General features: G+C 38.9%; 11 protein-coding genes. 8 read left to right on the top strand and 3 right to left on the bottom strand.

Features of this window, described 5'->3' with window-relative positions; genetic code table 11:
- The first annotated feature begins 45 nt into the window (after positions 1-45).
- The 4 genes from ACXYSK_RS03745 to ftsY all read left to right on the top strand — a co-directional run bounded on the left by ACXYSK_RS03745 (position 46) and on the right by ftsY (position 3,838).
- On the top strand, positions 46-705 hold the full coding sequence (locus ACXYSK_RS03745; RefSeq protein ID WP_006150784.1) for a trimeric intracellular cation channel family protein: 660 nt from the start codon (positions 46-48) through the stop codon (positions 703-705).
- A 149-nt stretch (positions 706-854) separates the two neighbouring features.
- A complete protein-coding gene (locus ACXYSK_RS03740; RefSeq protein WP_458625086.1) occupies positions 855-1,646 on the top strand; it encodes a Cof-type HAD-IIB family hydrolase in 792 nt (263 codons plus the stop codon).
- Positions 1,646-2,464: a Cof-type HAD-IIB family hydrolase gene (locus ACXYSK_RS03735; RefSeq protein ID WP_458625085.1), complete on the top strand. Its 819-nt coding sequence runs from the start codon at positions 1,646-1,648 to the stop codon at positions 2,462-2,464. Before ACXYSK_RS03740 ends, ACXYSK_RS03735 begins: the two co-directional genes overlap by 1 nt.
- 3 nt (positions 2,465-2,467) lie before the next feature.
- Positions 2,468-3,838, top strand: a complete 1,371-nt coding sequence (gene ftsY / locus ACXYSK_RS03730) for a signal recognition particle-docking protein FtsY (RefSeq protein ID WP_458625084.1) — start codon at positions 2,468-2,470, stop codon at positions 3,836-3,838.
- A gap of 39 nt (positions 3,839-3,877) precedes the next feature.
- Here ftsY and zwf read toward each other — a convergent pair whose 3' ends face one another.
- The 3 genes from zwf to ACXYSK_RS03715 all read right to left on the bottom strand — a co-directional run bounded on the left by zwf (position 3,878) and on the right by ACXYSK_RS03715 (position 7,700).
- Positions 3,878-5,365 carry a glucose-6-phosphate dehydrogenase gene (gene zwf / locus ACXYSK_RS03725; protein ID WP_458625083.1) on the bottom strand — a complete coding sequence of 496 codons (1,488 nt, stop codon included), beginning with the start codon at positions 5,363-5,365 and terminating at the stop codon, positions 3,878-3,880.
- 149 nt (positions 5,366-5,514) lie between these two features.
- Positions 5,515-6,255, bottom strand: coding sequence for an amino acid ABC transporter ATP-binding protein (locus ACXYSK_RS03720; RefSeq protein ID WP_006150592.1), 741 nt, complete (start codon positions 6,253-6,255; stop codon positions 5,515-5,517).
- The gene (locus tag ACXYSK_RS03715) at positions 6,255-7,700 is read right to left on the bottom strand and encodes an amino acid ABC transporter substrate-binding protein/permease (RefSeq protein WP_458625082.1); all 1,446 of its coding nucleotides are present in this window, start codon (positions 7,698-7,700) and stop codon (positions 6,255-6,257) included. Before ACXYSK_RS03715 ends, ACXYSK_RS03720 begins: the two co-directional genes overlap by 1 nt.
- Positions 7,701-7,879: 179 nt before the next feature.
- Between ACXYSK_RS03715 and uvrB the strand changes: the two genes are divergently transcribed.
- The 4 genes from uvrB to ACXYSK_RS03695 all read left to right on the top strand — a co-directional run bounded on the left by uvrB (position 7,880) and on the right by ACXYSK_RS03695 (position 11,409).
- Positions 7,880-9,868, top strand: coding sequence for an excinuclease ABC subunit UvrB (uvrB, locus tag ACXYSK_RS03710; protein WP_458625081.1), 1,989 nt, complete (start codon positions 7,880-7,882; stop codon positions 9,866-9,868).
- A gap of 115 nt (positions 9,869-9,983) precedes the next feature.
- Positions 9,984-10,475 carry a hypothetical protein gene (locus tag ACXYSK_RS03705; protein ID WP_458625080.1) on the top strand — a complete coding sequence of 164 codons (492 nt, stop codon included), beginning with the start codon at positions 9,984-9,986 and terminating at the stop codon, positions 10,473-10,475.
- A gap of 269 nt (positions 10,476-10,744) precedes the next feature.
- Entirely contained in the window at positions 10,745-10,972 is a 228-nt protein-coding gene (locus ACXYSK_RS03700) for a hypothetical protein (protein ID WP_458625079.1), read from the top strand.
- Positions 10,973-10,974: 2 nt separating this feature from the next.
- On the top strand, positions 10,975-11,409 hold the full coding sequence (locus ACXYSK_RS03695) for a hypothetical protein (RefSeq protein WP_458625078.1): 435 nt from the start codon (positions 10,975-10,977) through the stop codon (positions 11,407-11,409).
- Positions 11,410-11,422 lie beyond the last annotated feature (13 nt).

Genomic DNA, 11,422 nt, shown 5'->3' with positions numbered 1-11,422 from the left:
CTTTAAGAAGTCAGAAGGGTTACAAAAATAATTTGAGGAGCTTATATGGATTTTGATCTATTCCTAATGGTTTGTAATTATATTGGGACAATAGCCTTTGCAGCGTCAGGAGCCATCAAAGGATTTGGTAAACGTTTAGATATTTTTGGGATTAGTTTATTGGCAATTGTAACGGCAGTAGGCGGTGGGATTTTGAGAGATTCTATTATCAGTCGTTTTCCCTCCGCTCTTGCAGATCCTGGACCGATTTATGTCTCTATCTTTGTAGCGGTTATCATGTATATCTTTGTGACTTCAAAACAGGCCAATGCGAGTCATGATAAAAAGTTCTATAAATGGTTGAGAGAAGCCTATCTCATCTTTGATTCGATTGGGTTGATTATCTTTTCCTTGATTGGAGCTACAGCTTTAGCTGATAGTAAATTGAATTTGATGTCTGCAGGTATTTTGGCCTGTTTAACGGGAGCAGGTGGTGGTATTATCCGAGACCTCCTGATCAATGAAGTTCCAAGTGTTCTAAAAGAAGACATCTATGCCCTTCTATCTTTTGTAATTGGCGTTATTTATTACTGGTTGGCCTTTGTCCTCCATTTTCCAAGAATTACTGCCTTTATTATTCTCTCAATTGTCGGTTTTGTGATTCGACTCTGTATTATTAAGTTTAAGCTCTCTTTGCCAAATATGGATAAGAGAACTTTGAATTGATGGATAAGTCAAGGTTTAATTTCTAAGTGCATATATTTTAAAAAAAATAGTCAGTTTATCAGGCGTCTAATCTCGTATGGATTAGGCGCTATTTACTTTTTCTATGGTATAATAGAAGATAGATTTACAACTGGAGAATATGAGTATTTATGATTAAACTAGTCGCAACTGATATGGACGGGACTTTTCTAGATGAAGCAGGCCAATTTGATATGGAGCGTTTAAAAGCTCTTCTCTCTTCATATAAACAACGAGGAATTTATTTTGCTGTCGCATCGGGACGTGGTCTCTTGTCACTTGAAAAGCATTTTGCGGATGTCAAAGATGAGATTATTTTTATCGCTGAAAATGGGAGTCTCGTTCGTTTCCATGGAGAGGACCTCTATGAAGCAACCATGCCACGTGATTTTTACCTGTCAACTTTTGAAAAACTAAAAACTTCACCATATTTTGATGAGAAGAAGATGCTTTTGACTGGTAAAGAGGCTTGTTATGTGCTTGATACGGTGGATGAGACCTATCTTATGTTTAGCCATCATTACAATGAGAACATCCAAAAGGTAGCTAGTCTCGAAGATATTACCGATGAGATTTTCAAATTCACAACGAACTTTACTGAAGAGACAGTAGAAGCCGGAGAAGCTTGGGTCAATGAACATGTGCCTGGTGTTAAGGCTATGACTACTGGTTTTGAATCCATCGATATTGTTCTAGATTATGTTGATAAGGGAGTTGCGATTGTCGAGCTAGCAAAAAAATTAAATCTAGATATGGATCAAGTGATGGCCTTTGGTGATAATCTCAATGACCTTCACATGATGCAGGTTGTAGGACACCCAGTCGCACCTGAAAATGCACGTCCAGAGATTCTAGAACTAGCTGAAACAGTTATTGGACACCACAAAGACCAATCAGTTATCGCTTATATGGAGGAATTGTAATGGCAGATATTAAATTAATTGCTTTGGACTTAGATGGTACTTTGCTGACGACAGACAAAAAATTGACAGAACGTACCAAGGCCACTTTGAAGGCTGCGCGTGAACAAGGAGTTAAAGTAGTCCTTACTACTGGACGTCCCCTCAAGGCCATGGATTTCTTCCTCAAAGAACTTGGAACAGATGGTCATGAGGATGAGTATACGATTACTTTTAATGGCGGTTTGGTTCAAAAAAATACGGGTGAAATCCTTGATAAGACAGTCTTTTCCATCGATGATGTGAGCCGTATTTACGAAGAGACTGAAAAACTAAATATTCCATTAGATGCTATTTCTGAAGGCATCGTTTATCAGATTCAATCAGACCAGGAAAGTTTATATGCTCAGTTTAACCCAGCTCTAACTTTTGTTCCAACTGCTTTTGAAGATTTGTCTAGTCAGATTACTTACAATAAATGTGTCACTGCCTTTCCTCAAGAACCCTTGGATGCAGCTATTCAAAAAATTTCTCCTAAATTGTTTGACAAATATGAAATTTTTAAATCACGTGAACTCTTGCTAGAATGGTCACCAAAGAATGTTCATAAAGCGACAGGACTAGCTAAGTTAATTGAGCATTTAGGAATTGATCGAAGTCAAGTGATGGCTTGTGGAGATGAAGCTAATGACCTTTCGATGATTGAATGGGCAGGTCTTGGTGTAGCCATGCAAAATGCTGTTCCTGAAGTTAAAGCAGTTGCAAATGTGGTAACACCTATGACCAACGACGAGGAAGCCGTTGCCTGGGCTATTGAAAAATATGTACTGAAGGAGAATTAAAGTATGGGATTATTTGACCGTTTATTTGGGAAAATAGAAGAACCAAAAATTGAAGATGTTGTCAAAGAAGCTTTAGAAAATATTGACTTATCAGATGATAATGAGCAACACGAGGCATCGGAATCTGAAAATGCTGAAGTGACAGAACCAGAAGAAGTTATCTTACCTGCTGAACCTCAGGAAGAAACAAATGAAGACTCTCCTGCAGTAGAGGGTTTAGAAGAAGTTATCATTGAACCTCTTGACGAAGTTGAAGTTTCTCAAGATGAATCAAATCTATTTGAAGAGGCAGAAAGTCCTCAAGTGGAATCATCTCACGTTGAAGATATGACTTCAAGCGATGAAGAAGAAGAGGATTTTAATCAACTTCAATCAGACGAAACAGAATCAGAAATTTTTGAAGAAGAGGAAGCAAATCAAGCAACCGAGGAAACTCCTCAAGTACAAGAGACTGTACAGGAAAAGTATGATCGTAGTCTCAAGAAAACTCGTACGGGATTTGGTGCCCGTTTGAATGCCTTCTTCGCTAATTTCCGATCAGTTGATGAAGAATTCTTTGAAGAACTAGAAGAACTCTTAATCATGAGTGACGTTGGTGTCCAGGTGGCTTCAAATCTTACGGAAGAATTGCGTTATGAAGCCAAGCTAGAAAATGCTAAGAAACCTGAAGCACTTCGTCGTGTTATCATCGAAAAATTGGTGGAGCTGTATGAGAAGGATGGCAACTACAACGAAAGTATTAATTTCCAAGATGGGTTGACTGTCATGCTCTTTGTAGGTGTTAATGGTGTCGGAAAGACAACATCAATCGGTAAATTAGCTCATCGCTACAAACAAGCTGGGAAGAAGGTCATGCTTGTTGCTGCGGATACCTTCCGTGCTGGTGCGGTAGCTCAGCTAGCAGAATGGGGTCGTCGTGTCGGTGTGCCTGTTGTAACGGGTCCAGAAAAAGCTGATCCAGCCAGTGTGGTCTTTGATGGAATGGAACGTGCAGTAGCAGAAGGTATTGATATTCTCATGATTGATACAGCTGGACGTTTGCAAAACAAAGAAAACTTGATGGCAGAGTTGGAAAAAATTGGTCGTATCATCAAGCGTGTTATGCCTGAAGCACCTCATGAAACCTTCCTAGCTCTAGATGCCTCAACTGGTCAAAATGCTCTTGTACAAGCTAAAGAATTTTCAAATATCACTCCTTTGACAGGTATTGTATTGACCAAGATTGATGGAACAGCTCGAGGTGGTGTCGTTCTTGCTATCCGTGAAGAGCTGAATATCCCTGTTAAGTTGATTGGTTTTGGTGAAAAAATCGATGATATCGGTGAATTCAATTCTGAAAACTTTATGAAGGGGCTTTTAGAAGGTTTGCTATAAAAGAAAATCCTGCAAGAATTCTTGCAGGATTGTTTTTGATTATTCTAATCGACCATCTTCACGATAGGCGATATCCGGTTGCCAAGTCCATTCAGCTCCGTATTTTTTGAGTAAATCAAAGCTAGCTTGAGGTCCCATGCTACCAGCTTTGTAGTCATGAAGTGGAGCACCATTTTCAGCCCACAGCTTCTCTATACGGTCAATCAATTTCCATGATGCACTCACTTCATCCCAGTGGCTAAAGTTGGTTGAGTTATTGTTCAAAACATCATAGATGAGTTTTTCATATGGGTCTGGTGAAGCACCTGTAGCTGTAGCATCAGTTCTGTAGTCAAGCGAATTATGTGCAAGTTTGAACTCTTCTCCAACTTCTTTACCGTTAAGGCTAAGAGAGAATCCTTCAGTTGGTTGGATGTAGATTGTAAGCACATTCGGTGCTAGTGGTTCTCCGAAAATAGAATCCATTTGTTTGAAGACAATGTTCACGTGTGTTCCTTTTTCAGTCATTCGTTTACCTGTACGGAAGAAGAAAGGTACATCACGGAAGCGGTCGGTATCTACAAAGAAGGCACCTGAAGCGAAGGTTTCTGTCATTGATTCTGGGTTGACATTTGGTTCGCTACGGTATGAAATATATTTCATGCCATCAACTTTACCAGAACGATATTGACCACGGATGAATTGTTCTTTGAGTTCCTCATCTGTAGGGTGGTAAAGGTTCTTGAAGACCTTGATTTTCTCTGCGCGAATGTCATCCTTTGTAAAGCTTGCAGGCTTGTCCATAGCAAGGAGTGACAGAAGTTGGAGGGTATGGTTTTGAACCATATCTCGAAGGGCACCAGACTCATCATAGTAGCCGCCACGCTCTTCAACACCTAGACGTTCTGCAAAGGTAATCTGAACATTATCGATGTGCTCACGATTCCAAACATTTTCAAAAATCATGTTGGCAAAACGGATAGCAAAAATACTTTGAATCATTTCTTTACCGAGATAGTGGTCAATACGATAGATTTGCTCTTCGTTAAAAGTAGCTAGGAGTTCTTCGTTTAGTTTGCTTGCAGTCTCATAGTCTGTTCCAAAAGGTTTCTCAACGATCAAACGTTCAAAGCCTTTACCATCAACAATTTGCTCTGATTTGAGGTGTTTGGCGATGGTACCAAAGAACTGAGGTGCCATTGAGAGGAAGAAGAGTTTGTTGTGTTCAGCTTGATATTTTTCGTTTAACTCAGCCTGAAGCTTGCGTAATTCGATGTAGTGCTCAGTGTCATTAACATCGTGACTTTGATAGTAAAAATGACTAGCAAATGCTTGAGCTTCTTCTACGCTATCTGCCAAGTCCAAAATAGATTCGACAACAACAGATTCGAAATACTCTTTACTCCAAGGTCTACGAGCAGTTCCAATAACAGCAAAATGATCAGATAGATTACCTGATTTGTAAAGTCTAAAAAGTGAAGGGTAGAGCTTGCGTTTAGCCAAATCTCCACTTGCACCGAAAATTGTAACAATAACTTTAGATGACATCCAGCTACCTAATTTCTATTTTGTTTCCTAGTCCAACTAGGCAGGGGAAAACCCCATTTTCATATCCTTTATTTTATCATAATTTTCTAAAAAATCCAAAATTCCAATACAAGTAAGAAAAAAACTGCAAGGTATCCCTTGCAGTTTTTTTAAGCGTTGAGGACCTTGTCCAAAAATTCTTTTAGACGAGGGTGTTGTGGGTTATCAAAGATTTGATCAGGAGTTCCATCTTCTAGGAATTCACCGTCTGCAGTAAAGATAACACGATTGGCAACCTTACGAGCAAATCCCATTTCGTGGGTTACGATGATCATGGTCATGCCTTGCTCTGCCAATTCCTTCATAACATTTAGAACGTCGCCGACCATCTCAGGGTCAAGGGCAGAAGTTGGCTCATCAAAGAGCATGATATCAGGGTTCATTGCTAAACCTCGAGCAATAGCTACACGTTGTTTTTGTCCACCAGACAAACTATCAGGATTAGCATTGGCCTTGTCAGCAAGTCCAACTTTTTCAAGAAGTTCCATCCCCAATTTTTCAGCTTCTGGTTTGGTTAATAACTTATGCTCGATAGGAGCAAAAGTGATATTTTCCAAGACAGTCATATGTGGAAAGAGATTAAAGTGCTGGAATACCATTCCTACATTTTCACGAACATGGTCCACGTTGGTTGCTTTGTCAGTCAAATCATAACCATTAACTGTGATATGACCTTTTGTACCTTCCTCAAGGAGATTCAAGCTACGCAAGAAGGTTGACTTACCTGACCCAGAAGGACCGATGATACAAACAACATCACCTTCGTAGAATTTTACAGAGATTCCTTTTAGAACCTTGTTTTTTCCATATTGTTTATGTAAATTATCGACATCAATTTTTAATTTTGCCATTATTGAATCCTCTTTTCTAAGCGTTTTGCTAGTCTAGTTAGAAGAGTGATAATCGCAAGGTAAAAGACTGCGAGAATTGCGTACATTTTGAAACTTTGGTAGTTACGAGCAATGATAATTTTACCAGTTTGGAAGAGTTCTACAAGACCGATCGCAGATACGATCGTTGTATCTTTCAATGCGATAACAAATTGGTTAACGAAATTTGGAAGCATGAGTTTGGTTGCTTGAGGCAAGACAATCTTACGCATGGTTTTGCCATATGAAATACCCAGACTTCGACTAGCTTCCATTTGCCCAACAGGAACGGCCTTGATACCACCACGTACGATTTCAGCGATGTAAGCTGCTGAGTTTAGGGAGAGGGCAATTGTACCAGCGACAAAGTCGTTGATTGGGCTTTGTTGTCCTGTAAGAGATTCGATAAAGTTAGGAATGCCCCAGAAAATAAATGCTGCAAGAATCATCAATGGAATACCACGGATGACGTCAACAAAGATTTCTGAAATCAAACGAAGTGATTTATAAGGACTAACGCTAAAAATACCGAAGATAATTCCGATAAAAATCGCAATTACAAATGAAATAAGTGCTAATGAAAGAGTAATTCCGAGACCACTGAGGAGTTGTTTGTAGTTGTTTTTCAACAAGCCCCAAATAGTTGTTTCATCAGCAGTTGAAGTTGTGGTAGTAGAATCGCTAGCTAAATATTTATCAAGAATCTTCTGGAATTCTCCATTTGCCTTAAGGTTTGCGAGTCCCTTGTTAAACTTCTCTAGCAATTCTGGATTGCTTCCTTTTTTTACGGCAAAAGCAGTTTCGCCAATTGGAGTACCTGCGATAGGTGTTTTTAACTTTTGTCCTTGACTGATAGAGTATTTAATAACAGGTTCGTCATCCATAACGGCGTCAATTGAACCGGTATTTAAACTATCATACATAGAAGCAGCATCTGAAAAAGTTTTGATCTTGTAACCGTACTTGCTTTGATTCTCTGTTAGGAAGGTTTGTGAAGCAGTACCGTTCTTGACACCGACTGTCTTACCGTTCAAATCCTCATAAGAAGAAATGGTACTTGATTCCTTAACACCAAGAATAGTATTAGCGGTATAGTAAGAATCAGAGAAATCAAAAGTTTCCTTACGAGCATCTGTAACTGACATACCTGCTATGATACCGTCTGCTTGTCCAGATTGGACTGCGTTAATAGCAGCATCAAAACCTGGATTGGTAATCTCGATTTCAAAACCTTGATCTTCAGCGATTGCCTTGATTAGATCCATATCGATACCAGCGTATTGATTGCTTGAATCCTGGAAAACAAATGGCGCAAATGACGAGTCACTGGCAATGACATACTTGGTTTTTTCTGTATCCGCTTTTGCTAATCCTAGTGAAAAAATAGGAAATAAAATTAGCAAACAAGCTAGAATTTTTTTCTTCATGTGATATCTCCTTTCAAGATATTTTCAAATTATATCAAAAAAGTTGAAGAACGGCAAATATTTTATATTCTTATGTAAGAAGATATAACATAAAACAAAGCAAGGTGGTCTGTTGAGAAACAGAAACTCTTTCCTTTTTATGGTAAAATAGAAGGATAGAAAATGTGTATGAGGCTATTATGATTAATCGAATTACAGACAACAAATTTAAACTTGTATCCAAATACCAACCGTCTGGGGATCAACCACAGGCCATTGAGCAGTTGGTGGATAATATCGATGGTGGAGAAAAGGCCCAAATCTTAATGGGGGCGACTGGTACAGGGAAGACCTATACTATGAGTCAAGTGATTGCGCAAGTTAATAAGCCGACCTTGGTCATTGCCCACAACAAGACACTGGCAGGCCAGCTCTATGGGGAGTTCAAGGAATTTTTCCCTGAAAATGCGGTCGAGTATTTCGTTTCTTATTATGATTATTACCAACCAGAAGCCTATGTCCCATCGAGTGATACCTACATCGAAAAAGATAGCTCGGTCAATGACGAGATTGATAAACTCCGCCACTCAGCAACATCAGCTTTGTTGGAGCGTAATGATGTTATCATTGTGGCATCAGTTTCTTGTATCTATGGTTTGGGTTCTCCTAAGGAATATGCTGATAGTGTGGTAAGTTTGCGCCCAGGTCTTGAGATTTCTCGTGATAAGCTCTTGAACGACTTGGTTGACATTCAGTTTGAACGCAACGACATCGATTTTCAGCGTGGAAGATTCCGTGTGCGTGGGGATGTGGTGGAAATTTTCCCAGCATCTCGTGATGAGCATGCCTTTCGTGTTGAGTTTTTTGGGGACGAGATTGATCGCATCCGTGAGGTTGAAGCTCTGACTGGTCAAGTCCTTGGTGAAGTGGACCATTTGGCCATTTTCCCGGCTACGCACTTTGTGACCAATGACGAGCACATGGAAGTAGCTATTGCCAAGATTCAGGCCGAGTTGGAGGAGCAGTTAGCTCTCTTTGAGAAAGAAGGCAAACTCCTTGAGGCACAACGCTTGAAACAACGGACAGAGTACGATATCGAGATGTTGCGTGAGATGGGTTATACCAATGGTGTCGAAAACTACTCCCGTCACATGGATGGACGAAGCGAAGGAGAGCCTCCGTACACGCTTCTTGATTTCTTCCCTGATGATTTTTTGATTATGATAGATGAGAGCCACATGACCATGGGACAAATCAAGGGGATGTATAATGGAGACCGTTCTCGTAAGGAAATGTTGGTGAATTACGGTTTCCGTTTACCTTCTGCCTTGGATAATCGTCCTCTTCGTCGTGAAGAGTTTGAAAGCCATGTCCACCAGATTGTCTATGTGTCAGCGACACCTGGTGATTATGAGCGCGAGCAGACTGAGACCGTTATTGAGCAAATCATTCGTCCGACTGGTCTTTTGGATCCAGAAGTTGAAGTCCGTCCAACTATGGGACAGATTGATGACCTCTTAGGTGAAATCAACGCCCGTGTTGAAAGGAATGAACGTACCTTTATTACAACCTTGACCAAGAAAATGGCAGAAGATTTGACTGACTATTTCAAAGAAATGGGCATCAAAGTCAAGTACATGCACTCGGATATCAAGACCTTGGAGCGAACGGAGATTATTCGTGATTTGCGTCTTGGCGTTTTTGATGTCTTAATCGGAATTAACCTTCTTCGTGAAGGAATTGACGTGCCTGAAGTCAGTCTAGTTGCTATTCTTGATGCCGACAAGGAAGGCTTCCTCCGAAATGAACGTGGTCTGATCCAAACCATTGGTCGTGCTGCCCGTAATAGTGAAGGACATGTGATTATGTATGCGGACACCATAACTCAGTCTATGCAAAAAGCCATTGATGAAACAGCTCGCCGCCGTAAAACCCAGATGGCTTATAATGAAGAACACGGTATTATTCCACAAACGATTAAGAAGGAAATCCGTGACCTTATTTCTGTTACCAAGACAGTTGCTAAGGAAGAAGACAAGGAAGTCGATATCAATAGCCTTAACAAACAAGAACGCAAAGAATTGGTTAAGAAACTGGAAAAACAAATGCAAGAAGCCGTCGAAGTGCTTGATTTCGAGTTGGCTGCTCAAATCCGTGATGTGATGTTGGAAGTCAAGACCTTGGATTAGGGGAATGAACGTAAATCTCTTTGAACAGTTTTTAAAACGAAAGATTAAGAAACGAATGAGAAAGAATAACAGTACACAGAAAACATCAAAAAAACATTATAATCCAAATCGAAAAATGAGCTGGCTAGATAAAGTAAAATTGTGGTTGTTACAGTATTCAAAAATAGCTTTTCTATTAGATAGTAGTGTATTTTGGTTCTCAGCTATCGGGTTACTTTATTTGTTGCTTGGGACAACTTTTGTTCCAAAACCATATCAAAACCTCAATTATGTCTTTCCACTTTTTATGAATCTTGTATTCTTAGTGAATATACTTTATCAGGGTATTTTTAGAGATAATTTCGATGGAATGCTTACAGTACAAGATTTTGTAAACCCATTCTTGTACCTAAATGGAGTAGGTTTATTGTTTCACTCATTTTTCGGAATAATAGGTAGAAATAGAAAGACTATTCCTCCCTTGCTAACTTTAGATCACCGCTACATCTGGTTTCCTATTCTTACTTATATAATTTTCTTCCTAGTGGCTGCTTTGATTATTTTAATTTTCAAGCATCTTGATAACAAAAAGAGAGAAGAAGAAAATGGGGAAAATCCACTCAAATGAAAAAGAATAAAAGAAATTCAAATACAAAAAAGAATCTATCAAGGAGAGAAAGTTTTCAGCTCTGGCTAGATTCTCATAAATTTTTAGGATTCTTCTTGATCCTCGGTCTTATCCTAGCAATAGGACTAAGTTTGAATCTAATTTTTGAAAGTCTTCCTATTCCTTCACCATACAGAGATATCAACTATAGTTTTCCACTATATATAAATCTTTTTTGTCTGGTGTATGGATTATTTGACTATTGGTTCCTAGACTTGTCTGGGAAAAGGATGACAATTAAGAGATATGCAGATTTATTTATTTATCTTAATAGTATCGGTTTAGTGGCCCATCTCTTTATCGGGGTTGGTGGAAAAAATAGTAAAGGGATGTTGCCATCTCTCTTATCCCTAGATCACCGCTATATCTGGTTTCCGATTCTTACTTATATAACCTTCTTCTTAGTGGCTGCTTTGATTATTTTAATTTCCAAATATGTTAAAAAGAAAAGGAGTTAATCATGCTAAAACATCTAACTATATTTAGGATTCTTTACCTTATGTTTCTTGTATTTGTCCTGATTCATTTTATCTTAGGTTTATTTGGCTTGGCCTTTACGCCAGTCTTGTGGAATGTCTGGTTTTTTGGTCTCTGCTTAACTTTATTTATCCAACCATGGACCATTTTTTACAAAACAAGAATCTTTCAATGGCATCATCTAATTTTTCAGGCTCTCAGTGGATTCGTTGCTCTCATAATCTGGTTTATGATATTTTTCTTTTTCTCCACGGTTCCAGATTCATCTATGCCTATCAATTTAGACTACTATGTGATTAGGGAAAAAAATGAAATCAGAATCAACAGAGGATTCTTACTCCATGAAATTCATGAATATCACGACTGGATTAATCCATTGATTATGAAATCTAAAGTTAAGTATAAGATAGAAAATTAAAGATTAGAAAGTG

It is taken from the genome of Streptococcus sp. V919 (assembly GCF_054353475.1).
The sequence above is the reverse complement of the archived record's forward strand: the minus strand, read 5'-3'. Positions and strand labels throughout refer to the sequence as shown.